The organism is Lacticaseibacillus paracasei subsp. paracasei (assembly GCF_000829035.1).
Classification (GTDB): Bacteria; Bacillota; Bacilli; order Lactobacillales; family Lactobacillaceae; genus Lacticaseibacillus; species Lacticaseibacillus paracasei.
In genome coordinates this window covers 253,009-277,349 of the sequence record NZ_AP012541.1, presented here as the reverse complement: position 1 = coordinate 277,349, position 24,341 = coordinate 253,009, and the positions used below count along the sequence as shown (strand labels likewise).

Sequence of the window (24,341 nt, the reverse complement as noted above, 5' to 3'; positions counted from 1 at the left end):
GGATAGCTACCCACCCTGCAAGTCTATCTAGGGACCAAATATTCAAACAGCAGATCAATCTAAGGAAGTGCCGAAAAAGCTCGGCAACAATTTATAGCTTTACATACCAACAGCTTGGACAAAATCGCTAGTGGACCGGACATTTTCTGTCATTGATCTCGACTCAACCACATGATGTTGCGTTACTGGAGATCTCACAAAATTGGGGACAGGCCTTAGCCAAGAACATTTCGCCATCCATTGCAAAATACATCTTTAAATCCCCTACAAAGACTGCTCCATCTGAACTGATCAAAAGTCCGGACTATGATGATTAGGATAGCTATCAATCGTTGAATCGTACTGGATATCCCGTGAATGCAGGATATTTTTTGCCCCGGAATGAAAAAAAGCAAAAAAAAGGAACACCCTCTCGCGAGAATGTTCCAGTTTAATTTTAGCCATTAGTTATCCTTATAGTGAAGGACGAACAGCAAAATCAGGCATGAAGTAAGCTAATGCCGTATACTTCACATTTTCACCTGGTTGTGGTGCCTGAATCATTGTACCGCCACCAATGTAGAGCGCTACGTGGTAAGAGCTACCATGTCCGCCCCAGAAGAGCAAATCACCAGGCTGAAGTGCACTCAGTGAGACTTGCTGACCAGAAGATTCTTGTGGCACTGTCCAACCACCGATGTTAACACCGGCGCCGTTCAAAAAGGCATAATACATCAAGCCTGAGCAGTCAAAGCTGTTAGGACCCTTGCCACCCCATACATAAGGTTTCCCAATTTGCTGTTCAGCAATTGAGATAACCGCCTGAATTTTTGCCTGACGTGACGGCGTAACAGGAGCTGGGGCTGGGGTTGGTGCAGGAGTCGGCGTTGGTGCAGGAGTCGGCGTTGGTGCAGGAGTCGGCGTCGCGTTATTTGTCGTTTCCTCGGCATTGACCGTATTGCTTGGTTCTGCCTGCTGTTGCTGTTCCTGAGTTGCATCAACCTGTGTCGTTGCAGGCGCAGCACTGGACTCAGGCGTCGTAGTCTGCACAGCTGCAGCGCTAGAATCAGCAGCAGACGATGCAGCAGCGCTAGAGGCATTTGCAACCGAAGCAGCAGCTTCTGAAGCGACAGCCAATGACGCTGCGGCACTGGACGCTGCGGCACTGGACGCTGCGGCACTGGACGCTGCAGCACTGGACGCTGCGGCACTGGACGCTGCAGCACTGGAGACAGCAGCATCCGAAGCGGCGGCATTTGAAGCAGCTGCGTTCGAAGCCGTTGCATCAGATACAGGCGCAGTCGGTGCCGCAACACTCGTTGCAGCAGATGACTGCGGTGCTGGTGCAGGTGTTGTGCTAGCAAAACGTTCTGGCACGTAACCGCCATTTGCTAACCGATACCATGTTTCGCCATTGGCTTGCAACTGGGCAACCGCCGTCAACGTCTGGTTGCCTTCCAGATACTGGCCAGTTGCCTGACTGTACGCTGGTGTTGCCCAAACTGTGACTGCAGAACCAATGTTTTTAACATATAACTGAATGTTTGCTGTCTGGGTATCAGGCTGTGTGGCTGCTTGACTCGCAGGTGCCTGACTTGCAGGTGCTTGGCTAGCTGGCGCTTGGCTAACCGGTGCCTGACTGGCAGTTTGTTCTGGTGCTTGAACGGTGACAGTCTTGCCGTCAAAATTCAAATAAATGCCAGGGATCCACTGATTGTCGCCGACTTTATACCAAGTAGCACCGTTTCGGTCAACTTTTTGACCTAGAACTTGTACTTTGTCACCAAAAGTCACATAGCGTTTTACTTGATGCCATGATGGACTATTCCATACGGTGGTCGCACCCGATTTGTAATTGACTGTCCCCGTTGAAGCGGAAACAGTATTAGCGCCGGTAGCTAAAGTTGCCAAACCGGCAGCACCAACGAATCCTGCCGTAACTGACAATACTTTCTTTGCATCTACCATGTATGTACTCCTCCAATCCAAAACTGAATTTTTTCAAAAATTGCGTTTTACTTGCGTTTACCATTTCTTAAGAAACCATATACAGAATAACACGTTTCCTACTGGTACGCACATTAAAAAAATATTTCAACTGTAAAATTCAAAGCGCCAAAGCCCTGGTATAACTAGATTTCATGCGTTATCTAACGATCAGGAACTGTTTTGGCAACACCGAGTGCCAGACCGATCATGTCATTAAAGCTGGTCTGTCGCTCTTGGGCTGAGGTTTCTTCACCTGTAACCAAGTGATTTGAAACCGTGAGGATCGATAACGCGTGCACATGGTACTTAGCCGCAAGTAGATAAAGTGCCGGCGTTTCCATCTCAGTCGCCAGCACTTCATAATCAATGAGTTTTTGACGATCCATCTCATCGTTATAAAAGCGATCCTCGCCAAGCACGTTACCAACATGATAGCGAATTGCACTAGTATCTGCCAAGTTTGCCGCCTCACGAAGAAGGTTGAAGTCGGCTAGTGGGGCAAAATAAAGCCCGGCGCCAAACGTATTCAAGATAATGCTGCTATCAGTCGAAGATCCTTGGGCCAGCACAACATCGCGAACTTTGACATTTTCGCCCATGCCGCCAGCTGTGCCAACGCGAATGAGCGTTTTAACCCCATAGTCTTGAATCAATTCATTAACATAAATTGAGATCGAAGGAATGCCCATCCCGGTCGCTTGAACCGACACGCGCCGGCCTTCAAACGTGCCGGTGAATCCAAATGCATTCCGCACCGTGTTGTAACGTTGGGCATTGTCCAGAAAGTTTTCCGCGATGTACTGTGCTCGCAATGGATCACCTGGCAATAAGACGACGTCGGCAATGGCTCCTTTTGGGGCATCAATATGTGTGCTCATGACAATGATTCTCCTTCAAAATGTGGGTTTATTTAAGTAGGTTTAAGAACGACTGGCCAACTTGATTACCTGTGACACCAAAATTATCTAAAATCGTGGCACCAAGATCTGAAAATGGCGAACGAATACCTAAATCGCCATTACCCGGCAATTGCTTGCTGTAGGCTAGCAACGGAACATACTCGCGGGTGTGGTCTGTTCCGCGGAAAGTTGGGTCATTTCCGTGGTCCGCCGTGATCATCAATAGATCCTGATGCCGTAGCACTGTCATTAAGTCGCCCAATTGTCGATCGAAAGTCATCAAGGCATCCCCGTCGCCTTGCGCGTTACGGCGATGGCCATACATCGCATCAAAATCCACTAAATTGGTGAAAATAAATCCGCGGCGGTCCGATTTGACTGCTTCAATTGTTTTTTCCATGCCATCAACATTACTAGTGGTATGAACACCGTCATCTAGCCCTTGGCCAGAGAAAATATCGTTAATTTTCCCAATGCCATAAGTCGCAATGCCAGCACCTTGAAGGCGATCAAGATCTGTCGGCTTATCCGGCTTAAGTGTGTAATCATGACGGTCACTGGTCCGCGTGAACGTAGTGGGGTCTGTCCCGACATATGGCCGTGCAATCACCCGACCAATGCGATATGGTGCGTCAATTGTGATGCTGCGAACGTAACGGCAAATGCGATAAAGTTCTTCAAGTGGAATGACATCCGTTTGCGCCGCAATTTGAAGCACCGAATCACCTGAGGTATACACGATCAGATCGCCAGTTTTCAGCTGTTGCTCACCATAGTCCTTGATCGCTTCTGTGCCAGAATAAGGTTTGTTCAAAACAACTTTACGGCCGGAAAACTCCTCAATTTGTTTAATCAACTCAGCCGGAAAACCTTTGGGAAAATAGCCTAAAGGTTCCGTCACAGGCAAACCCATCATTTCCCAATGACCATCCATACTATCTTTACCTGCAGAAATTTCGGCCATTTTGCCAAAATAGCCGCTGGGACTACCTAACGCCGTCACGCCAGCAATTGGTGTTGGTCGAGCAATATTACCCAACCCAATGGCCTGCAAATTTGGCAAAGCCAGTTTACCATCAAAATAGGCACCAATATGACCAAGTGTGTCAGCGCCGGTGTCATCATACTTAGCGGCGTCAGGTGCTTCACCAATACCGATTGAATCCAACACAATCGTGATAATGCGATCAAATGCCATCTTATGCTTCGCCTGCTTCCTTCAAAATTTGAATCCCTGCACTGGCACCAAGACGATCAGCGCCAGCATCAATCAATGCCTTAGCTTCAGCATAAGTGTGAATGCCGCCCGCTGCCTTAACCCCTAGTTTATCGCCAACTGTTTTGCGCATCAAAGCGACATCGTGCACCGTCGCGCCGCCTGCTGCAAATCCAGTAGATGTTTTCACATAATCAGCGCCCGCCGCAGCTGCTAACTTGCAAGCCGTGACTTTTTCATCATCCGTGAGCAAAACCGCTTCGATGATCACTTTTAGCAAACCACCTTTGGCATGGGTCATATCAGCAACTGCCTGAATGTCAGCACGAACATGATCGTCATGCCCTGCCTTCAATTCGCCAATATTCAGGACCATATCGATTTCCTGAGCACCTTCGTCAATTGCCTGTCCAGTCTCGAAAACTTTCGTCTGGGTGGTGTTTGCCCCGAGAGGAAAGCCGATAACCGTGCAGACGTTCACATCCGTGTCGCGCAAACTAGCCGCCGCCCGAACAACCCAATAGGGATTAATACAAACTGATGCAAAACCGTACTGTTTTGCTTGTGCCAATACTTCATCAATCTGATCCTGTGTTGCATCCGGTTTCAATAAAGTATGATCGATGTACTTTGCCAATGGTTTTGCCATTTTTACGCCTCCGTCATAAATAGCCTTCTGATCGCAGCCAAAAAGCTTATCTTATCTGCAGAAGATGAATGCGGTTACCAAATGACGCATTCATCAGATTGCCTTAAGAATACCATGGTATGGTTAATCGTGCATAGAAAGGGGTGAATAGATCATGAGTACGCGTACCGTCAAGCCAAGTTGTGGCTTGCAAATGCGTTTTGGCAAGGCAGTTGATTAAAGCAAGCTCGAAGGCTTCGGGACACCCGACCTATGGCAAAACAGTCATAAAGGTGTCCTTCTCGCCTTCACCTATTCTCATCCATTATAATAAAGTTAATCAAATTGTTTCTTGAAAGTGAGGTACTTCCATGACGAACATGCCCCCGAATTTAACTTCTAAGCTCCGCACTGATATTGTTCAAGCACCTTCAGCGATTAAAGCGGCCAGTGGCATTACGCTTTTTGGTAAAAAAATTCGCAGTATCATCTATACCATGGACGTCGCTGTAATCGCGAATTGCGATGCTGATGCGATTCTGGCTGTCTATCCGTGGACACCTAATACGCGCATTCTCCAAGCTGTAGCAACGGTGGCTAACGTGCCGATTCTGGCTGGCATCGGCGGCGGGCTAACCAAGGGCTTGCGAGCCGCAACCATTGGCGCTTTTGCGGAAGAAAGCGGTGCTCAGGCCGTTGTGTTAAATGCACCAACTCCGATTGAAACGCTCATCAATGTCAATCGTGTGGTGGACGTTCCAACGATCTATACCATTGTCCGTCATATGGATGATCTTAACGCCCGAATTGATGCCGGTGTCGCGGCCTTTAACATTGCTGGTGGCAAAGAAACCGCCAATCTTGTGGCCGAAGTTCGTGCGGCCATTGACAGCAAGCACCCGAATTTCCCGATTATTGCTTCTGGCGGTAAAACCGATGAGCAGATCACTGCCACGATCGAAGCTGGCGCTAATGCGGTAACATTTGCGGCCTATGGCGTGACGGAAGCGACTTTCCACGCCAAGATGGAGGCCTATCGAAAGCAGAAATCGTAAAACTCGACCTTTCATAAGGCGTCTCATCATTGTTTTAACTTTCTTTTCAATACGAAAACTACTCGGCGATATTAATATTTGTTAGAATAGCATTGATAATGCGCCATTAAAAAATTGAAAAGGGAGATGGCAGCCATGAGCAATCTGATGCAGAGATTGCTGCCCGTGCTCGTTAACAATAGCGTTCGGTTGCGACACACCCGCATTTATCGCGCGCTCCAACAAACCCTTGCCGTCATTTTCCCGTTTATTCTGGTCGGTGCTTGGGCTCAAATGTTGACGCAGAGTGTGTTTTCACGAAATGGCTTTTTTGCAGTCATTTATCATCTTGACACCGTCATTCCTTACTATAACCAGATCCGCACCATTTTGATGTCGATCCAAACAGTGACTCTCGATCTGATGGCGGTTATGGCGGCGTTTTTCGTTGCCAAATTTATTGCCCGATCTTATGGCAAAGATGATTCTTTGGCAGCCTTAACGAGTGTCGGGGCATTTATGATTCTTAATTTGGATTCACGACGCAATGGCCAATCACCTTTCCAAATGAATAATTTTGGTTATCGTGGTTTGTTTATTGCTATCTTTTTCGGCTTGCTTATCGGTTGGCTCTTCCGCTTCACACGTGCGGACCTCGAAGAACCAACGCATCGGTATACAATCGTTGCCTTGGTTGACCGTGGGCTGCGTGGCACCTGGCTTACTGTCGTGATCCTGGTGATCAGTGTGGCGATCAATTACAGCCTCAGCCGCATCTCGACAGAAGGTTTCATCGGTCTTTTCTACATTCCATTTCAGATACCTGCCTCCAGCCTCAGTCACGTGTCGATTCGATTGGCCTTGGTCACCACCATTAATGCCCTCATGTGGTGGGCTGGTATTGAAGGTCCGATTAATCCGTTAACAGTGCAAGCCGGTAGCACGACCAGCACTGCCAATTTGAATTATGCGCTTGAGCACAACAATTTGTTCAACGTGCCCAACCCGATCACTATTGGCACCATTTACCATCCCTTCGCGAGTTTCGGTGGCGTTGGGATGACCTTAGCCCTCATCATTGCGACACTTTGGGTTGCCAAAACCCGGCCATTACGCCGAATAGCTGGCATGTCGCTTTTGCCGAGCTTGGTCAATATCAGCTCACCAATCATGATTGGCTGGCCAGTCATGTTAAACCCTATTTTACTTGTGCCGTTCTTGATTGCACCGCTAGTTAATATGACGATTGCATGGGCAGCTATCCGCTTGCGTCTTATGCCGCCGTCAGTTTATACGATTCCAACGACAACGCCCGGACCGTTGGCAGCCTTCCTAGGCACCAATGGTAATTGGGTATCGCTTCTCGTGGCTATCCTCTGCTTAGCAATCTCGGTTCTTATCTATATCCCATTTGTGCGACTAGCAGAAACAATCAATCTTGAATCAGCAAAGGTCGGTGGTCATCATGATTAAACACTGGCGAAAATGGCTGTTGTTACTGGTCAGTGTCTTGGCGGTAACGGCTATCATGCTCCCCGCTACCAGCTGGATGGAACAAAACGTTAAATCTGCTCGCGTTGTTCACAACTCCCGTATGCAACCGATTATTTTGATTCCTGGGAGTTCAGCAACAGAAGATCGGTTCAACACCTTGATCACTCAGCTAAACGCCCAAACAACGGGCCATAGTTTGCTGAAAATTACGGTGAAAACGAATGGGACACTAACTTACAGTGGCAAAATCGCAGCACGTGATACCGAGCCGTACATCGTTGTCGCATTCGAAAACAATAAAGATGGTTATAACAACATCAAGAAACAGGCGGCGTGGTTCAACATTGCCTTTAAGCAATTGGCGAAAACCTATAATTTCAATCGTTTTCGTGGTATTGGTCACAGTAATGGCGGCTTGATCTTCACCCTTTTTCTCGAAAAGTATTACAGCGATTCTGATGTGCGGATGACACGACTCATGACCATTGGAACGCCGTACAACCTTGAAGAAAGCAATCCTGACAATCGAACACAAATGCTGAACGATCTCATTACTAGCCGCAACAAGTTGCCTAGCAGCTTGACTGTCTACTCAATTGCTGGTACCGAAAATCTGGACGGCGATGGCACCGTCCCAATCGAAAGTGTGGAAGCGGGTAAATATATTTTCCAAAACCAGGTCGCGCACTACACCCAGATCACCGTTTCCGGCGACGAAGCGGGTCACAGCTCACTACCGCAAAATCGACAGATTGTGAACTTGATCAGTCAATACATGGTCGCTACACCAAACCAACAGGGCATTCGGCCAGGGCAAGGCGGTAGTGGTCGAGGCGTCGGACAAGCACCAGGCGATACCGGACAGAATCCTTAAACGATCGTAAGACAAAAGGGCCGTCCAACCTCACTTAACTGATACAGACAAAAAATAAACAGGCACTGACGCATCTGTCAGTGCCTGTTTATTTGTCTTTGTACCGATCTTTTGTCACCAATAACAACAAAAAGCCAAGCCCTAAATATTGTGGCTTGGCTTTTTGACGCTTGTTAACTGTTCCCTTATCTAAGGCTTATCTAAGGCACTTGCATCCCCAGATAAGTTGCCTGCACAGCCGGATCGGCAAGCAGCTCTTCGCCTGTCCCGGTCAGCTTGACCGTGCCGCTGTCCAAAACGTAACCGCGATCGGCGATGGCCAACGCTTGGCGTGCATTTTGCTCAATCAGCAACACTGTTGTTCCCTGCGCGTTGATTTTCGTGATAATGTCAAAAATCTCTTGAATGAAAATCGGCGCCAAGCCCATCGAAGGCTCATCGAGTAACAGCAATTTGGGCTTTGCCATCAAAGCTCGCCCCATGGCTAACATCTGCTGTTCACCACCGGAAAGTGTTGCGGCATCTTGATGTTGCCGCTCCTTCAACACCGGAAAACGATCATAGACCATCGTTATTTGTTCGCCAGCAGCTTGCTTATCCTTCAGTCCAAACGCACCCATTTGCAGGTTTTCGGCTACCGTCAAACCAGCAAAAATATGTCGACCTTCCGGCACTTGCGAGATGCCTTGCTTCACAATTTTGGCTGCCGCCATGCCATTGATTTTCTGCCCTTCATAGTCAATGATACCGGAACGTGGTCGCAACAAACCGGAGATTGTTTTGAGAATCGTACTTTTACCAGCACCATTTGCGCCAATCAAGGCGACAATCTCACCTGTTTGAACGCTAAAGCTGACGTCTTTGACAGCTTGAATGCCACCATAGTTCACAACGAGATGTTTAACCTCAAGCATGGTTTTCACCTCCCAGATAAGCACTAATGACCTGCGCGTTAGTTTGAATCTCATTAGGGGTTCCAGAAGCAATCATGGCGCCATGGTCGAGTACATAAATTGACTCAGCCAATTTCATCACCAGCGACATGTCATGTTCAATCAAAACCACCGTGATGCCAAAATGCTCACGAATCCGAGTAATCAAACGCCCCAGATCTGCCGTTTCTTCTGGATTCATCCCGGCAGCTGGTTCATCCAGAAACAGCAGTTGCGGCTTCGTGGCCACTGCCCGCACTATCTCCACCCGCCGTTGCGTACCATATGGCAAACTAGCAGTCGGTTCATCGGCCACATCAGCAAGCTCAAAAAAATCTAACAATTCGTCGGCTGCAGTTGCTACGGCTGCCTCCTGTTGATAAAACTGCGGCAACCGCAGCATCGTGCCAATGAAACTTTCACGATAAAGATGTGTCCTGGCCACTAAAACATTTTCTTTGACCGTCATGGCGCCAAACAAGCGAATATTTTGAAAAGTTCGAGCAACACCGAGCTTCGCCACCTGATAGGCTTTCTTTTTCGTAATATCAACTGGTCCATCAGCCGTATACAAGGTAATCGTGCCAGACGACGGCCCAGATTCGCCAGTCAACATATTGAACAATGTTGTTTTCCCAGCGCCATTTGGCCCGATCAAGGCAATCAGTGTCCCTTGTTCGATCGTCATTGTGACATCCGCGACGGCTTTTAAACCGCCAAAAACTTTACTGACGTGATCAATTACCAATTGTTGCGTCATGATGCTGCTCCTTTCCGAATCTGGCGCTTGCGCTTGAACGACAACTCATAATGGCCTAATAAGCCAGCTGGTTTGAAAACCATTAGCAAAATGAGTGCCAGCGCATAGATAACCATTCGCAAAGTGCCAAAGTTCTGCAGCACTGTATCGATGATGCCCAACACAACCGCCGCGACAAAAGTGCCAGTGATACTACCGACCCCGCCTAAAACGACGATAATCAGCAAAGCAATCGAATTCATGATGCCAAAATCTCCGGGAGCAATCGTTTGCAAGTAACTCGCATGGAGTGAACCGCCAATGGCTGCCGTGGCAGCGCCGAGCACGAAAGCTGCCAGTTTCCATTTGGTCGGATTGATGCCAATCGACTCAGCGGCAATGTCATCATCACGAATGGCCATCACCGCGCGGCCCGCCCGACTGTGAATGAAGTTCACAACGATCACAGTAGTGACACACATTAAGATATAGACCGTTGGCCACGAAGCCAAAGGCGGAATATTAAACATACCAGCAGGGCCATTGGTGATTTTCAAATTATTAATAATGACTCGGATAATCTCGGCGGCGCCCATCGTGGCAATCGCTAAATAGTCACCTCGCAGCCGCAACGTGGGGATTCCGACAATCAAAGCGGCAATGATCGCAACGATCATGCCGACCAGCATAGCAAGGTAAAACCCAAGCGGCGTTGAGATGTTTTGTGTGATGATCGCCGTGGCATAAGCGCCAATCGCCATGAAGCCAGCATGACCAAGCGAAAACTGACCGGAAAATCCGATAATAAGATTCAAACCGACTGCCAAAATAATGTTAATGCCGATTGTGACCAGCGCATTTTCGATAAACCCGTTAATGACGCCGGTTAATTCACCAATGTCGATCAAGACAAAGCCAGCAATCATCGTCGCGAGCCAAATGAGCTTACTGCGCATATTTTTAAACATAGGCTCACACCTTCTCCCGTTGACGTTTGCCGAATAATCCAGCAGGTAACACGACCAGCATGATGATCAAAACAAGGTAAACCGCCGCATCTTTGTAGGCCGATAAGCCCACAGCCTGAACACCAGTTTCTAGCAAGCCAATCAAGAAGCCCCCTACAGCCGCTCCTGGGACCGATCCGATCCCACCAACAACCGCGGCGACAAACGCTTTGATTCCCGGCACCATTCCCATTAATGGATCAATCGAATTGTAATACAAGCCGATCATGACACCCGCTGCACCAGCCAGTGCTGATCCTAATGCGAAGGTGAAGGAAATGACGTGATCGGGATTGATCCCCACCAGTTGAGCGGCTTCTGGATCAACTGCCACCGCCCGCATCGCCTTGCCCATCGTTGTTTGCTTGATAATGAACTGCAGCATTACCATCAGTACCAAGGATGTGAACAAAATAAGCAGTTGCACATTTGAAACATCGACCCCTAGTATCTGGTAGGTTTTAGTGGTGATGACCTGTGGAAAGTTCCGGGCATTAGCACCGAATAGAAACGACATGCCATTTTCTAGGAAAAAGGAAACGCCAATGGCAGTGATTAACGCCGCAATTCGCGGTGAATTTCGCAACGGACGATACGCCAAGTATTCAATCAAGACGCCTGAGAGCGCAGCCATCACCATCGCCGACAACAATGCTGGAACAAAACTGAAGTGCAGGTAATTAATCGCATAATAGCCCCAAAACGCGCCGAGCATATAGATATCACCATGGGCAAAGTTAATCAGCTTGATGATCCCATAAACCATGGTATAACCTAGCGCGAGTAAAGCGTAAATACTGCCAAGTGAGAGTCCATTAATGATTTGTTGCATCAAGGTTTGCAAAATATGATCTCCTCATAAAAAGCTTCCGCAGTCATTTACTTAACGGTATAGACTTTGGCAATTTTGCCTTGTGTCAGTTGCTCAACCGCCAGCGGCTTCTCAGGATTATGGTGACTATCAATGGTCGTGGTGCCTGTCACAGCAGGCATTTTTTTGATCTTGGCCAAGCCCTTGGCAATGCTGGCTGAATCAGCAGCCTTCTGATCTTCAATCGCTTGCTTGATCATGTAAACCGAATCGTAGGCAAGTGCTGAGAACGTTGGTGCTTCTGTTTGATACTGCTTCTTAAAGCTGGTCATAAAGTTCTTCACCAGCTTGCTGCTGTTAGCACTCAGCGTCGAAAATGGCGTGGTGTAATAAATATCAGTTGCATTCGCAGCGCCGGCGATTTGTGCCAACTTAGGATCGGCCATGCCATCTGCACCAATAAACGGTACCTTGATGCCTGACTGCCGCGCTTGCTTGATGACGAGGCCTAATTCTGAATAATAGCCCGGTGCATAGATGGCATCAATTTTCTTGCTTTTGATCGCTGTCAGCATAGCATTGAAATCTTTATCACCTGATTGATAATACTGAGTCGTCACGATATTACCTTTAAACTTCTTCTTGAATGCCTTAGCCAACCCGGTTCCGTAATCAGTCGAGTTGTCAGCAATAATCGCCACGTTTTTGGCCTTCAAGGTATCGTTGGCAAATATCGCCGCATGGTCTCCTTGAAAATCGTTATTGAAGCAAGCACGGAAAACGTAAGGCTGCACGCTGCCATTTTTCTGAAGTGTAAAGTTTGGATCCGTAGCACTGGGACTCACCATTGGTACGGCCGCCTTGGTCACGTTTGGAATAGAGGCTGTTCCGTCATTGGTTGTCGCCGGTCCAACGATCGCAACCACTTTGTCAGTATTCGCCAGCTGTGTAGCTACTGAAGCCGCGCCGCTCGTTGACGATTTGTTGTCACGATAGATGGCCGTTATTTTTTTCTTAGTATTTCCGACCTTAATACCACCTGCAGCGTTAATCTGTTTCACGGCCAATTCAATGCCTTGTTTCTGCTGTTCGCCGTAACCAGCAACCGCGCCAGACAACTCCATGTTCACGCCGATTTTAATCGTGTTACCTGCCGTATTTCCTTTGCTCGTGGCACTCTTTGTCGCACAGCCTGCCAATGCCAGCATCGAAGCGGCGATGACGCCAGCGCTCATAATTGCTTTGACAATTTGCTTCTTCATCTTGGTTCCCCCTCATTATATTGCTTATGACTATATCTCATTGATTCTTAACAGAAAAAAGCACCCATTCAGACGAATGGGTGCTAATCGTACGCCCCATCGCCAATGCGAAAACGGGGCTCAACACGTTGATCTTAAACGATCAATTCGGTCGGGTCCCTGGCATCAACAACAAGGCTAAAAGAGCGTAATGACAGTTACGATTTGTTTTTCTTTGCATACACATCAATGACATCAATACGCCCTCCTAGTTAAGATTAATGGTTGGTTAAAATCTTAATATGATTACCAAGGAAAGTCAACTTATTTTCTCAGAAATTTTTATTGGTAATTTGCTGAATGTTTATTTTGATGACAATCTAACGCCTGGCAATAACTTTCTTAGAGGAAATGCATGTCTAAGTCAACCCTCTATTCTAATAAAGTTATTAGAGCAAAAAGAGTTTGTCTTTGTAGTCAGTCTAGTTAAATCGCAAATAAAAAAGGACGTCCTTACCCTTAAAGGCAAAAACGTCCTTTTTCTGCAGTACCCAAGTTGACTTGGATAGGATCTCGCTGGCTCCACAACCTTGAGATCGCTGACCCCACAAATCCGGCGGATGGCTTTTAACCAGTCAGCTGCAGCTTTCAGCACAAGTTGCGTGCTTACTCGACTCATCGCATAACATGATTATATCACTTTTTCGGTTTTAAAACAGCTCGTTTATACAACACTTCTGATAACAGCTGGGCCAACATAAAGCCGACAGCAATGGCACCAGCGATCATGACCACCCGACTGACATACTGCAAGGCCCCGTCCAGATCGCCTAAGACAGTTGCTCGTACTGCTTGGTAAGCAACAGCGCCTGGCACCAAAGGTACAAATCCCGGGATGTTGAAAATGATGACCGGCATTTTCTTATAGCGCGCAAAAAAGATACCACACAAGCCAATGACAAAAGCTCCGACTAAATTGGCCATCATCCGGCCACTACCGACTTCCATCAACAACCAGTAGGCCAACCAGCCCATCATCCCGGCCCAACCAGCCAAATTTAACGCCTTGCGCGGCACGTTGATAATGATAGCAAAAGCGACCGTTGCCAAATAACTGAACAAAAGTTGAACTAGTAAAGCAAACCACCACTGCAAGATGCCGCCCCCTTTATGTTTTTAGAAGAACCGGAAGATCATAGCAATACCAACACCGATGGCACAAGCGCTCAAAATGGCTTCCATCCCGCGGGCCATACCGGACAGCAAATGTCCTGCCAGCATATCGCGAATCGAATTGGTAATCGCTACCCCCGGTACAAGCGGCATAATCGCTCCAATAATAATAAAGTCCAGGTTGTGTCCTAGGCCTAACCGGACCCCAAGCCACGCAGTTAAGCCAACGACCAATGCGCCCAGTAATTCACTAATAAACCGAATGTTGGTCACTGCATTCACTTTGATATCAACTAGAAAGCCCAATGCACCGACCGCAGCTGCCAAAGGCATATCAAGCCAGTCATACTGTTGAGCAAATAACACCATGAGTGTCATGCTGACAACTGCCGCGCTCACCACCTGCAACCAAATCGGGAAAAAAGGGGTGTTCTGATCCAGTTTGATCAATGCCGCGTGCAATTCATCTAGATCAATCTGATCAGCCGCAAACGAACGAGAGAGTTGATTCACGCGCGTCACTTTTTCCATATCAATCGATCGTTTGCTAATCGGCCGCTCCTGAATATACGGCTGATTTTCGATGCTAGCAAATATACCGGTTGGCGTCGTAAACACCAACGTTTGTGGCTCACCGGCATTCACAGCAATTCGTCGCATCGTATCTTCAACACGATACATTTCCGAACCGCCTTCAATCATAATGCGTCCAGCAAGCAAGCATGTTGCCAATACTTGATTTTGGATTGCTGTATCCTGACGCTCAACTGAATGTGTCATACCTACGCCTCAAGTTTCTGTTCAAAATACCGTTTAAGTTTGTCTTTAGGGTAAACACCTGTCACTTTTTCGCGCGCCTCTCCTTGCTGATAAATGACTAAGGTGGGTACTGACATAATGCCCATAGTGCTCGGCAACGTATGATCTTTTTCAACATTATAACGAACCACTTTAAGCGCTGGCAGTTCTTGCTCTAGGGCCGTTAACATCGGATCAAGCACTTTACAAGGGCCGCACCACGGTGCCCAAAAATCAACGACAACCGTGCCTTCAGCTGTCAATGCCTTCAAGTTATCTTTCGTTGCCTCAATTGCCATGATGTGATCCCCTTCCATGCTTGCTCTTGCAATTTAGCACGACTGCCACTTACTTATCAAGGTATAAAAAAAGATCCGGTCAATGACCAGATCCTAACTTAGCGTGGCAGCTTCCTACCCTCGCAGGCAGTTTCCCACCAACTACTCTCGGCGTGAAGAAGCTTAACTTCTGTGTTCGGCATGGGAACAGGTGTATCCTTCTTGCTATCGCCACCACACTTATGAGAACTTTGCGCTCTCAAAACTGGCTATCATTGTTTAATTGCTGCCTTGAACTTAACGTACTTGTCATCGAAACGTGTTCGCAGTCGCAGAAACCTGCACATAAGGACCCTGACCGCAATGGCCAAAGCCCGGCCATCACGCTCAGGCCCGCTTATGCTCCGGTTTCTAACCGCTCCTGCTCACACTCTTACTTGGTTAAGTCCTCGACCGATTAGTACTGGTCCGCTCCATGCATCGCTGCACTTCCACTTCCAGCCTATCTACCTGATCATCTCTCAGGGGTCTTACTTCCATATAGGAATGGGAAATCTCATCTCGAGGGGGGCTTCACACTTAGATGCTTTCAGCGTTTATCCCTGCCGTTCATAGCTACCCAGCGATGCGCCTGGCGGCACAACTGGTACACCAGCGGAACGTCCATCCCGGTCCTCTCGTACTAAGGACAGCTCCTCTCAAATTTCCTGCGCCCGCGACGGATAGGGACCGAACTGTCTCACGACGTTCTGAACCCAGCTCGCGTACCGCTTTAATGGGCGAACAGCCCAACCCTTGGGACCGACTACAGCCCCAGGATGCGATGAGCCGACATCGAGGTGCCAAACCTCCCCGTCGATGTGGACTCTTGGGGGAGATAAGCCTGTTATCCCCAGGGTAGCTTTTATCCGTTGAGCGATGGCCCTTCCATACGGAACCACCGGATCACTAAGCCCGACTTTCGTCCCTGCTCGACTTGTCAGTCTCGCAGTCAAGCTCCCTTATACCTTTACACTCTGCGAATGATTTCCAACCATTCTGAGGGAACCTTTGGGCGCCTCCGTTACATTTTAGGAGGCGACCGCCCCAGTCAAACTGCCTACCTGACACTGTCTCCCGCCACGATTAGTGGCGCGGGTTAGAGTGTTCATACAGCTAGGGTAGTATCCCACCAACGCCTCCATCGAAACTAGCGTTCCGATCTCTACGGCTCCTACCTATCCTGTACAAGCGGTACAAACACTCAATATCAAGCTACAGTAAAGCTCCATGGGGTCTTTCCGTCCTGTCGCGGGTAACCCGCATCTTCACGGGTACTATAATTTCACCGAGTCTCTCGTTGAGACAGTGCCCAAATCATTACGCCTTTCGTGCGGGTCGGAACTTACCCGACAAGGAATTTCGCTACCTTAGGACCGTTATAGTTACGGCCGCCGTTTACTGGGGCTTCAATTCTGGGCTTCGCTTGCGCTAACTCATCCTCTTAACCTTCCAGCACCGGGCAGGCGTCAGCCCCTATACATCATCTTACGATTTAGCAGAGACCTGTGTTTTTGATAAACAGTTGTTTGGGCCTATTCACTGCGGCTGACCTTGCGGTCAGCACCCCTTCTTCCGAAGTTACGGGGTCATTTTGCCGAGTTCCTTAACGAGAGTTCGCTCGCTCACCTGAGGATACTCTCCTCGACTACCTGTGTCGGTTTGCGGTACGGGTAGTTTATTTCTCACTAGAAGCTTTTCTTGGCAGTGTGACATCAGGAACTTCGCTACTATAATTTCGCTCCCCATCACAGCTTGTCCTTAAGACTGCAAGCATTTCACTCGCTGTCAGACTTGCTGCTTGGGCGCACATTTCCAGCCGTGCGCTTTCCTTAGCCTCCTGCGTCCCTCCATCGCTTAAACAAAATAAACTAGTGCAGGAATCTCAACCTGCTTGTCATCGACTACGCCTCTCGGCCTCGCCTTAGATCCCGACTAACCCTGGGAGGACGAGCCTTCCCCAGGAAACCTTAGTCATACGGTGGATCAGATTCTCACTGATCTTTCGCTACTCATGCCGGCATTCTCACTTCTAAGCGCTCCAGCCGTCCTCACGATCGACCTTCAACGCCCTTAGAACGCTCTCCTACCGCGCACCCTTACGGGTGCACCCACAGTTTCGGTATTATGCTTAGCCCCGGTATATTTTCGGCGCAGTGCCACTCGACTAGTGAGCTATTACGCACTCTTTAAATGGTGGCTGCTTCTGAGCCAACATCCTAGTTGTCTGTGCAACGCCACATCCTTTTCCACTTAGCATAAATTTAGGGACCTTAACTGGTGATCTGGGCTGTTCCCCTTTCGACAATGGACCTTATCGCTCACTGTCTGACTCCCGGAGTAAGATCGATGGTATTCGGAGTTTATCTGAATTCAGTAACCCTTGATGGGCCCCTAGTTCAAACAGTGCTCTACCTCCATGATCCATCCTCCGAGGCTAACCCTAAAGCTATTTCGGAGAGAACCAGCTATCTCCAAGTTCGTTTGGAATTTCACCGCTACCCACAACTCATCCCAGCATTTTTCAACATACATGGGTTCGGTCCTCCAGTGTGTTTCACCACACCTTCAACCTGGTCATGGGTAGGTCACTTGGTTTCGGGTCTACATCTGCTTACTCATTCGCCCTGTTCAGACTCGCTTTCGCTACGGCTCCGACTTTTCATCTTAACCTCGCAAGCAAACGTAACTCGCCGGTTCATTCTACAAAAGGCACGCCATTACCCATTAACGGGCTTTGACTAATTGTAGGCACACGGTTTCAGGAACTGTTTCACTCCCCTTCCGGGGTGCTTTTCACCTTTCCCTCACGGTACTGGTTCACTATCGGTCACTAGGGAGTATTTAGCCTTGGGAGATGGTCCTCCCGGATTCCGACGGAATTTCACGTGTTCCGCCGTACTCAGGATCCTGGACGGAGGGTTCGACGTTTCGCTTACAGGGCTTTCACCTTCTGTGGCGCAGCTTTCCAGCTGACTTCGACTACGTCGGACTTTGGTAACTCCAATGTCCAGTCCTACAACCCCGAGAAGCAAGCTTCTCGGTTTGGGCTCTTCCCACTTCGCTCGCCGCTACTATGGGAATCGAGTTTTCTTTCTCTTCCTGCGGGTACTGAGATGTTTCAGTTCCCCGCGTCTGCCGCCGGCCAGCTATGTATTCACTGACAAGCAATACACTGATGTGTACTGGGTTCCCCCATTCGGAAATCTCCGGATCAAAGCTTACTTATAGCTCCCCGAAGCATATCGGTATTAGTTCCGTCCTTCATCGGCTCCTAGTGCCAAGGCATCCACCGTGCGCCCTTTGTAACTTAACCTGTACTGACTTGCGTCAGCGGTTATGCGATGCGAATTTCTTTTTCAGAAACTCATACAAATACGCTGTGTTCTCGGCAATTTAAAACAATTAATACAATGATATCCAGTTTTCAAAGAACAAAGTCGCACCCGTTAGGGTGCTTGAGGGTGATCCCCTCAAAACTAAACAAAGTTTCGTGTGTGCAGGTTTCCGTCAGACTTTCAGTCTGTTTCCTTAGAAAGGAGGTGATCCAGCCGCAGGTTCTCCTACGGCTACCTTGTTACGACTTCACCCTAATCATTTGTCCCACCTTAGACGGCTCGCTCCCTAAAAGGGTTACGCCACCGGCTTCGGGTGTTACAAACTCTCATGGTGTGACGGGCGGTGTGTACAAGGCCCGGGAACGTATTCACCGCGGCGTGCTGATCCGCGATTACTAGCGATTCCGACTTCGTGTAGGCGAGTTGCAGCCTACAGTCCGAACTGAGAATGGCTTTAAGAGATTAGCTTGACCTCGCGGTCTCGCAACTCGTTGTACCATCCATTGTAGCACGTGTGTAGCCCAGGTCATAAGGGGCATGATGATTTGACGTCATCCCCACCTTCCTCCGGTTTGTCACCGGCAGTCTTACTAGAGTGCCCAACTAAATGCTGGCAACTAGTCATAAGGGTTGCGCTCGTTGCGGGACTTAACCCAACATCTCACGACACGAGCTGACGACAACCATGCACCACCTGTCATTTTGCCCCCGAAGGGGAAACCTGATCTCTCAGGTGATCAAAAGATGTCAAGACCTGGTAAGGTTCTTCGCGTTGCTTCGAATTAAACCACATGCTCCACCGCTTGTGCGGGCCCCCGTCAATTCCTTTGAGTTTCAACCTTGCGGTCGTACTCCCCAGGCGGAATGCTTAATGCGTTAGCTGCGGCACTGAAGGGCGGAAACCCTCCAACACCTAGCATTCATCGTTTACGGCATGGACTACCAGGGTATCTAATCCTGTTCGCTACCCATGCTTTCGAGCCTCAGCGTCAGTTACAGACCAGACAGCCGCCTTCGCCACTGGTGTTCTTCCATATATCTACGCATTTCACCGCTACACATGGAGTTCCACTGTCCTCTTCTGCACTCAAGTTTCCCAGTTTCCGATGCGCTTCCTCGGTTAAGCCGAGGGCTTTCACATCAGACTTAAAAAACCGCCTGCGCTCGCTTTACGCCCAATAAATCCGGATAACGCTTGCCACCTACGTATTACCGCGGCTGCTGGCACGTAGTTAGCCGTGGCTTTCTGGTTGGATACCGTCACGCCGACAACAGTTACTCTGCCGACCATTCTTCTCCAACAACAGAGTTTTACGACCCGAAAGCCTTCTTCACTCACGCGGCGTTGCTCCATCAGACTTGCGTCCATTGTGGAAGATTCCCTACTGCTGCCTCCCGTAGGAGTTTGGGCCGTGTCTCAGTCCCAATGTGGCCGATCAACCTCTCAGTTCGGCTACGTATCATCGCCTTGGTGAGCCGTTACCTCACCAACTAGCTAATACGCCGCGGGTCCATCCAAAAGCGATAGCTTACGCCATCTTTCAGCCAAGAACCATGCGGTTCTTGGATCTATGCGGTATTAGCATCTGTTTCCAAATGTTATCCCCCACTTAAGGGCAGGTTACCCACGTGTTACTCACCCGTCCGCCACTCGTTCCATGTTGAATCTCGGTGCAAGCACCGATCATCAACGAGAACTCGTTCGACTTGCATGTATTAGGCACGCCGCCAGCGTTCATCCTGAGCCAGGATCAAACTCTCATATAAATATGAGCTGTTCGAATAGCTCAATTTGTTGTTCTAGCGAATTGACTTCGCAAATGTTACTTTTTGCCTCGGTACCGAAGTACCAAGGACCCTGCACATTTAAACGAAACTTTGTTCAGTTTTCAAAGGACCACTTTGTCGCCAAGCGACAACTTACTAAGAATATCAAATTGGCAACTCGTTGTCAACATCTTTTTTTTAATCGCTGTGCGGTTTAAACTGTTTTTATGACTGACAACTCGTACTATACTACGCAGTTTACTCACTCAAGTCAACCACTTTTTTAAAAAAGTTTTTCAAGAAAGGAAAAGCACGCACTATGACAGAGGATCAAGCTTTTTGGAACGCATTTGCGCCTGATTATGCCGCGGCAGAGCAGGCGTCGCGTTTGCCTATCGCACACGATGTCATCGCATGGCTGCGTTCAACGCAATTGCTGCCTGCGCATTCGGCAGTCGACTTAGCCGCCGGAACTGGCCGCTACGCTGTTCAAATGATGCCATGGGTTCAGGAACTGACGCTCATTGATTGGTCGTCTGCCATGCTCGCCTTTGCAAAAGAGCGCATGAATCAACAAGTCGATACTAAAGCTCAATTTATCGTGGCTGACTGGCGCAAATTACACAAGCCGCTTAATGCCGATATGTTGTTTGTCAGTCAGTTGCCGACACTTAAACCTCAAGACCTAAAAATGCTGATGAACTGGGCTAACCAAACCGTGGTGCTTAACTTTCAAACTGCACAGTCTGACGCTTTGCTTGAACAAGCGGCCTCGCTTTTAGGATTGCAGCTACCACCAGTTTATCAGGCGGACCCCGCCCGGATGACAAGATTCAAAGTTTGGCTGACAGCGCAACGGATACCTTTTCAAATTCATTCTTTGACATACGAAATTGAAGAGCAAACAACTTTAAGCGACTTGTTACCGGATCTGGCGACACCAATTGGTCTTAAAACTGTTGCCAGCCTTGCCAAGACCATCACCGGCCATGAGAATACGCATGTTCAGGTGACTGATCGGTTGACTTATACTTATACCCAACTGGTCTGGCATGTTTAATCACCACCCATTCAGTATGCTCGAAACACAAACCGAATTATCCAAATTTCGACTAAAAAAGACTTGCTGCCAGTATGAACGTTCATACAGCAGCAAGTCTTTTTATAGATAACAGCATAAACATCATTGATGGTCATGCCCGTCGATTTTTTCGAAACGTTAGGCTTTAACTTGCAACTGTTCAACGTTCACAACTGTGTCAACCCAGGAACTATCATAGAAGCCAGCTTCATGGGAAACTAGTAAAACTGCGCCAGGATATTGTTGCAAGCCTTCACGCAAAGCGTTTTTGGTGTCGTCGTCCAAATGATTCGTCGGCTCGTCCATCACTAGAATATTAGTCGTTTGGAGCATTAGGTCAGCCAACTTGACCTTAGCCTGTTCGCCCCCTGACAACATCGTCAGAGGATTGTTCGCCTCTTCACTGGTCAGTGCAGTGCGTGATAAGACCTGTCGAACGGTTTTCTGCGTGAGCGCTGGGAACCGTTGCTCCAAATACTGCACTGGGCTTTGTTTAGGTTGATCCCAGTGCAACTCTTGTTCATAGTAGCCAAAAACAACATTGTCAGCTATTTCAACGTTGCCACTGATCGCCGGTAAAAGACCGAGCAATGTTTTTAACAACGTCGATTTTCCGACACCATTGAAGCCTTCGAAAGCAATGATCTGATCTTTTGCAACCGAAAAGTTCATTGGTTGTAATAATGGCTTGTCATAGCCAACAACCAAATCGTTAACATCCACCAAGATTTGTCGATTAACAGGCGCATACGGAAACGCCAAATGCGCCTTGGATCGCGTCCCAGGAGGCGTCAATTTGTCCATTCGCGCCAGCTGCTTTTCACGGCTTTTAGCCATCGTGGCGCGCGTGCCTGCCTTAAACTTCCGAATAAACGCCTCAGTTTTCTTAATCGTCTCTTGCTGCTTGGCAAAAGCCTTCAAATAAGTCTCATGATCGGCCTCTTTTTGGCGCATGGCTTGTTTTAACGTTCCGGTGTATTTTGTGATTTGCCCGAACTCAATATCTAAGACAGCATTGGTTACATTTTCTAGAAAATCAAAATCATGTGAGATCACGATAAACGCGCCCTCAAAATTTTGGAGCCAGTCCGTTAGCCAGGCAATATGCGACACATCAAGATAGTTTGTCGGTTCGTCCAGGAGCAACATATCCGGCTTTTCAAGTAACAATTTTGCCAAGATTAACTTCGATCGCTGGCCGCCAGACAATGCTTCAACAGGATGATCCATCCCCATTGCTGTAATCCCAAGGCCTTCAGCAACAGTTTGAATCGTTGTTTCCAGATCATAAAAATCGCCCGCTTCAAGCTCTTGTTGCAGCTCGCCTGCTTTGGCCAGTAAATCGTCATCGGGATGATTAGCATAATCGGCATAAATCTGATTCATTTTTGCTTCTTTACGGTAGAGATCACTAAACGCGGTCCGCAAAAATTCAATAACTGTTTGGCCGGGTACAAGATTCGCATACTGATCCAAATAGCCAACATGTAAGTGCTTCTGCCAGACGATTTTACCTGCATCAGGCGTCAGTGCCCCTGTCAGAATCTTAATGAGGGTACTCTTGCCGACCCCATTTTGCCCGATCACGCCAAGGTGGTCTTCGATATTTACTTGAAAACTGGCATCTTGGTACAACACTTTGTCTAAAAAGCGCTGTGACAGGCCGGTTACGGTAAGAACACTCATGATTCCTCCTATACTAAAACGTATAAAAAACGACAGCTGATTGGTTGCTTAGAGCGTTTGCTGAAACCACTTCGCAAGCTGTGACAGTTTGCATGCGGGTGGCCTCAATGCCAATTGACACAATGATGACACTGGCTCTAGCTCCCTTATTCACGCTCTTTCTGAAAATAGTCACTGCTTGCTAGGCTATCACAGCATGGTTATTTTTACAACGGAGCAAATTTTTTGCAATTTTATGCGTTCTAGCGAAATAATAGCTCCATAGTAATATCAAAGAATTTATATGTGGTCTGCCCTTTGACAAGGTTAAGTGTGCCTCGGATGACCTGAGAAAATGTCAAAATCACGACACGACATATATATAGAGGGGGAACCTAAATGGGTATCATGGAATCACGCTTGATTCACGGCACCGTTGGTTTTGCGATCGGTGATGCGTTGGGATTGCCAGTTAAGGGACAAAATGCGGCTGAATTAACCGCAGCACCGGTGACCACCATGAAGGGTTATGGCACCTTTAGCCAACCTGCTGGCACCTACTCTGACGAAACTGGACTCGCGTTAGCCGGATTAGATGCCTTGCAGCACGGTTTTGATGAACAAGCCTTAATCAAGGCTTACCAGGCTTGGTTCACCGCGGGTAAGTATGCTCCTTATGGCAAACGCAGTCCGGATATCTGGCCAAGCATTGAAACAGCACTTAAAACTGGCCAATCAGTTGCCGCCGCCAAAGAACCCGGGGCACTCATTCGAATCTTGCCATTCGCCTTTTTCGCCTATCAAACGTTTGACACGAGTCTTTTTCAAAAAGCTGAAGGTGTTAAGGTGCTTGAAACTTTTGTTCATATTACTAACCAAGACGCTGAAAACTTGGTTGCTGCTGGCATTTACATGCAAATTGCCGTTGAATTACTTGGCGCGACGCCAGATTTACCGAGTGCCATTGCCACTGGTATCGACAAAGCAGGTAGTTATTTTGGAACCACGCAGCCTTACCAGCCAGTTTTTGAAGCTTTTCAAGCAGCTTTGGCAGATGATAAGTGGCCTGATGGGAGTGCTACCGATCCGATCAGTTTATTAGCACGTACACTTAAGGCACTGCAAAGTAAACCGGACTATCACGATGCCGTCTTACAAACCGTGAACCAAGGTGGCGCTACCGATACAACTGGCGCGCTTGTTGGCGGTTTAGCTGGACTTGCCTACGGGTATACAAGTTTGCCGCATCGTTGGTGCCTGATGTTAGCCGAATATGCGCAAATTGTCGACTTATGCCGGCAAGCCGAAAATAGCGGCTTTTTCCCAAAATACGATTAAATTGACCGGTGATCTTCCTAG

Annotated in this window: 19 protein-coding genes and 3 rRNA genes; 6 read left to right on the top strand and 16 right to left on the bottom strand. The window is 48.2% G+C overall.

All coding sequences use genetic code 11. The annotated features are described in order from the left end of the window. Window positions 1–453: 453 nt before the first annotated feature. The 4 genes from msp1 to deoC form a co-directional block, all read right to left on the bottom strand. Window positions 454–1,947, bottom strand: coding sequence for a cell wall hydrolase P75 (gene msp1 / locus LBPC_RS01375; protein WP_003661468.1), 1,494 nt, complete (start codon window positions 1,945–1,947; stop codon window positions 454–456). 182 nt (window positions 1,948–2,129) lie between these two features. After that, on the bottom strand, window positions 2,130–2,846 hold the full coding sequence (deoD, locus tag LBPC_RS01370) for a purine-nucleoside phosphorylase (RefSeq protein ID WP_003563103.1): 717 nt from the start codon (window positions 2,844–2,846) through the stop codon (window positions 2,130–2,132). Window positions 2,847–2,874: 28 nt separating this feature from the next. Next, window positions 2,875–4,065, bottom strand: a complete 1,191-nt coding sequence (locus tag LBPC_RS01365; RefSeq protein WP_003661466.1) for a phosphopentomutase — start codon at window positions 4,063–4,065, stop codon at window positions 2,875–2,877. A gap of 1 nt (window position 4,066) precedes the next feature. Then, window positions 4,067–4,732, bottom strand: coding sequence for a deoxyribose-phosphate aldolase (deoC, locus tag LBPC_RS01360; protein WP_003563099.1), 666 nt, complete (start codon window positions 4,730–4,732; stop codon window positions 4,067–4,069). Window positions 4,733–5,082: 350 nt separating this feature from the next. On the opposite strand from deoC, the gene LBPC_RS01355 reads away from it, so the two are divergent. The 3 genes from LBPC_RS01355 (at window position 5,083) to LBPC_RS01345 (ending at window position 8,113) form a co-directional block, all read left to right on the top strand. Further along, a complete protein-coding gene (locus tag LBPC_RS01355; protein WP_003563095.1) occupies window positions 5,083–5,766 on the top strand; it encodes a beta/alpha barrel domain-containing protein in 684 nt (227 codons plus the stop codon). 135 nt (window positions 5,767–5,901) lie between these two features. Beyond that, window positions 5,902–7,218 (top strand): PTS sugar transporter subunit IIC, encoded by a 1,317-nt coding sequence (locus LBPC_RS01350; protein ID WP_016383802.1) that lies wholly within the window; start codon window positions 5,902–5,904, stop codon window positions 7,216–7,218. Next, a complete protein-coding gene (locus LBPC_RS01345; RefSeq protein ID WP_003563091.1) occupies window positions 7,211–8,113 on the top strand; it encodes an alpha/beta hydrolase in 903 nt (300 codons plus the stop codon). The genes LBPC_RS01350 and LBPC_RS01345 overlap by 8 nt, the downstream gene beginning before the upstream one ends. 200 nt (window positions 8,114–8,313) lie before the next feature. Here the strand turns inward: LBPC_RS01345 and LBPC_RS01340 are convergent, their stop codons facing one another. Genes LBPC_RS01340 through LBPC_RS01320 form a run of 5 tightly spaced genes read right to left on the bottom strand, consistent with a single transcriptional unit; the run spans window position 8,314 to window position 12,864 of the window. Next, window positions 8,314–9,027 (bottom strand): ABC transporter ATP-binding protein, encoded by a 714-nt coding sequence (locus LBPC_RS01340; protein ID WP_003661463.1) that lies wholly within the window; start codon window positions 9,025–9,027, stop codon window positions 8,314–8,316. Beyond that, on the bottom strand, window positions 9,020–9,805 hold the full coding sequence (locus tag LBPC_RS01335) for an ABC transporter ATP-binding protein (protein ID WP_003573329.1): 786 nt from the start codon (window positions 9,803–9,805) through the stop codon (window positions 9,020–9,022). The genes LBPC_RS01340 and LBPC_RS01335 overlap by 8 nt, the downstream gene beginning before the upstream one ends. Then, window positions 9,802–10,752, bottom strand: coding sequence for a branched-chain amino acid ABC transporter permease (locus LBPC_RS01330; RefSeq protein ID WP_003563086.1), 951 nt, complete (start codon window positions 10,750–10,752; stop codon window positions 9,802–9,804). Before LBPC_RS01330 ends, LBPC_RS01335 begins: the two co-directional genes overlap by 4 nt. Window positions 10,753–10,756: 4 nt before the next feature. Beyond that, entirely contained in the window at window positions 10,757–11,635 is an 879-nt protein-coding gene (locus tag LBPC_RS01325; RefSeq protein WP_003563083.1) for a branched-chain amino acid ABC transporter permease, read from the bottom strand. A 35-nt stretch (window positions 11,636–11,670) separates the two neighbouring features. Further along, window positions 11,671–12,864, bottom strand: coding sequence for an ABC transporter substrate-binding protein (locus LBPC_RS01320; protein ID WP_003661461.1), 1,194 nt, complete (start codon window positions 12,862–12,864; stop codon window positions 11,671–11,673). Window positions 12,865–13,145: 281 nt separating this feature from the next. Here LBPC_RS01320 and LBPC_RS17205 point away from each other — a divergent pair, with 281 nt between their 5' ends. Continuing rightward, window positions 13,146–13,403 (top strand): hypothetical protein, encoded by a 258-nt coding sequence (locus LBPC_RS17205; RefSeq protein ID WP_003661460.1) that lies wholly within the window; start codon window positions 13,146–13,148, stop codon window positions 13,401–13,403. 136 nt (window positions 13,404–13,539) lie between these two features. On the opposite strand, the gene LBPC_RS01310 is transcribed toward LBPC_RS17205, so the two are convergent. From LBPC_RS01310 to LBPC_RS01285, 6 genes are all read right to left on the bottom strand, one after another. Further along, window positions 13,540–13,998 carry a threonine/serine exporter family protein gene (locus LBPC_RS01310; RefSeq protein ID WP_003563079.1) on the bottom strand — a complete coding sequence of 153 codons (459 nt, stop codon included), beginning with the start codon at window positions 13,996–13,998 and terminating at the stop codon, window positions 13,540–13,542. Window positions 13,999–14,019: 21 nt separating this feature from the next. Beyond that, window positions 14,020–14,796, bottom strand: coding sequence for a threonine/serine exporter family protein (locus LBPC_RS01305; RefSeq protein ID WP_003563076.1), 777 nt, complete (start codon window positions 14,794–14,796; stop codon window positions 14,020–14,022). Between the two features lie 2 nt (window positions 14,797–14,798). Then, complete coding sequence (locus tag LBPC_RS01300; protein ID WP_003568841.1) at window positions 14,799–15,113, bottom strand: thioredoxin family protein; 315 nt, start codon at window positions 15,111–15,113, stop codon at window positions 14,799–14,801. Between the two features lie 101 nt (window positions 15,114–15,214). Further along, window positions 15,215–15,331 (bottom strand): 5S ribosomal RNA (gene rrf / locus LBPC_RS01295). A 198-nt stretch (window positions 15,332–15,529) separates the two neighbouring features. Next, window positions 15,530–18,447 (bottom strand): 23S ribosomal RNA (locus LBPC_RS01290). Window positions 18,448–18,666: 219 nt separating this feature from the next. Next, window positions 18,667–20,236: ribosomal RNA gene (locus tag LBPC_RS01285) — 16S ribosomal RNA — on the bottom strand. Together the 16S, 23S and 5S rRNA genes form the textbook arrangement of a ribosomal RNA operon. Window positions 20,237–20,555: 319 nt before the next feature. On the opposite strand from LBPC_RS01285, the gene LBPC_RS01280 reads away from it, so the two are divergent. Further along, the gene (locus LBPC_RS01280; RefSeq protein ID WP_004562173.1) at window positions 20,556–21,296 is read left to right on the top strand and encodes a class I SAM-dependent methyltransferase; all 741 of its coding nucleotides are present in this window, start codon (window positions 20,556–20,558) and stop codon (window positions 21,294–21,296) included. Between the two features lie 159 nt (window positions 21,297–21,455). Here the strand turns inward: LBPC_RS01280 and LBPC_RS01275 are convergent, their stop codons facing one another. After that, window positions 21,456–23,003 (bottom strand): ABC-F family ATP-binding cassette domain-containing protein, encoded by a 1,548-nt coding sequence (locus tag LBPC_RS01275; protein WP_003573180.1) that lies wholly within the window; start codon window positions 23,001–23,003, stop codon window positions 21,456–21,458. 378 nt (window positions 23,004–23,381) lie between these two features. Here LBPC_RS01275 and LBPC_RS01270 point away from each other — a divergent pair, with 378 nt between their 5' ends. After that, window positions 23,382–24,320 (top strand): ADP-ribosylglycohydrolase family protein, encoded by a 939-nt coding sequence (locus tag LBPC_RS01270; protein WP_004562172.1) that lies wholly within the window; start codon window positions 23,382–23,384, stop codon window positions 24,318–24,320. Window positions 24,321–24,341 lie beyond the last annotated feature (21 nt).

Coding starts and splice junctions, on each gene's coding strand:
- msp1 (WP_003661468.1), bottom strand. CDS start 1,947: ATGGTAGATGCAAAGAAAGTATTGTCAGTTACGGCAGGATTCGTTGGT.
- deoD (WP_003563103.1), bottom strand. CDS start 2,846: ATGAGCACACATATTGATGCCCCAAAAGGAGCCATTGCCGACGTCGTC.
- LBPC_RS01365 (WP_003661466.1), bottom strand. CDS start 4,065: ATGGCATTTGATCGCATTATCACGATTGTGTTGGATTCAATCGGTATT.
- deoC (WP_003563099.1), bottom strand. CDS start 4,732: ATGGCAAAACCATTGGCAAAGTACATCGATCATACTTTATTGAAACCG.
- LBPC_RS01355 (WP_003563095.1), top strand. CDS start 5,083: ATGACGAACATGCCCCCGAATTTAACTTCTAAGCTCCGCACTGATATT.
- LBPC_RS01350 (WP_016383802.1), top strand. CDS start 5,902: ATGAGCAATCTGATGCAGAGATTGCTGCCCGTGCTCGTTAACAATAGC.
- LBPC_RS01345 (WP_003563091.1), top strand. CDS start 7,211: ATGATTAAACACTGGCGAAAATGGCTGTTGTTACTGGTCAGTGTCTTG.
- LBPC_RS01340 (WP_003661463.1), bottom strand. CDS start 9,027: ATGCTTGAGGTTAAACATCTCGTTGTGAACTATGGTGGCATTCAAGCT.
- LBPC_RS01335 (WP_003573329.1), bottom strand. CDS start 9,805: ATGACGCAACAATTGGTAATTGATCACGTCAGTAAAGTTTTTGGCGGT.
- LBPC_RS01330 (WP_003563086.1), bottom strand. CDS start 10,752: ATGTTTAAAAATATGCGCAGTAAGCTCATTTGGCTCGCGACGATGATT.
- LBPC_RS01320 (WP_003661461.1), bottom strand. CDS start 12,864: ATGAAGAAGCAAATTGTCAAAGCAATTATGAGCGCTGGCGTCATCGCC.
- LBPC_RS17205 (WP_003661460.1), top strand. CDS start 13,146: ATGATTACCAAGGAAAGTCAACTTATTTTCTCAGAAATTTTTATTGGT.
- LBPC_RS01305 (WP_003563076.1), bottom strand. CDS start 14,796: ATGACACATTCAGTTGAGCGTCAGGATACAGCAATCCAAAATCAAGTA.
- LBPC_RS01300 (WP_003568841.1), bottom strand. CDS start 15,113: ATGGCAATTGAGGCAACGAAAGATAACTTGAAGGCATTGACAGCTGAA.
- LBPC_RS01280 (WP_004562173.1), top strand. CDS start 20,556: ATGACAGAGGATCAAGCTTTTTGGAACGCATTTGCGCCTGATTATGCC.
- LBPC_RS01275 (WP_003573180.1), bottom strand. CDS start 23,003: ATGAGTGTTCTTACCGTAACCGGCCTGTCACAGCGCTTTTTAGACAAA.
- LBPC_RS01270 (WP_004562172.1), top strand. CDS start 23,382: ATGGGTATCATGGAATCACGCTTGATTCACGGCACCGTTGGTTTTGCG.